1 protein-coding gene is annotated in these 564 nt (G+C 49.2%); it reads left to right on the forward strand.

The annotated features are described in order from the left end of the window. On the forward strand, positions 1–564 hold a 564-nt coding region (locus HQ49_RS06300), incomplete at both ends, for a choice-of-anchor J domain-containing protein (RefSeq protein ID WP_200879158.1).

Genomic DNA, 564 nt, shown 5'->3' on the forward strand with positions numbered 1-564 from the left:
AAAGATCTACCTGATGGCACTAAATATGTGGCATTCCGACACTATAATTGCACGGATGTTCTTGCTATAGTGATTGACGATGTCGTGATCACCGGCGAAGGAGGCACCTCAGTCGATTATACTTACACGGTTTATCGTGACGGCACTAAGATCAAGGAGGGTCTGACGGCAACTACATTCGAAGAAGAGGGCGTAGCCCCTGGCAATCATGAGTATTGCGTGGAAGTGAAGTATGCAGCAGGTGTATCACCCAAGAAGTGTGTAAACGTAACAGTTGATCCACAGCAGTTGAATCCTGTACAGAATCTGACTGCAGAGCAGGCNGCACAGGATGCCGCATGGGCAGGAGAACACTATGCTGTTTATGCATCTTCTACGGGTAATGATGCAGCGAACTTCACGAACGCTTTGTTGGAAGAGACTCTGACGGCCAAGTCTGTTGTGACGGCACCTGAAGCTATTCGCGGTACTCGTGCACAGGGGACTTGGTACCAAAAGACTGTACAGTTGCCAGCGGGCACCAAGTATGTTGCTTTCCGTCACTTCAACTGTACGGACTTCTTC

Origin of the sequence: Porphyromonas gulae, assembly GCF_000765945.1 — a bacterium.
GTDB lineage: Bacteria > Bacteroidota > Bacteroidia > Bacteroidales > Porphyromonadaceae > Porphyromonas > Porphyromonas gulae.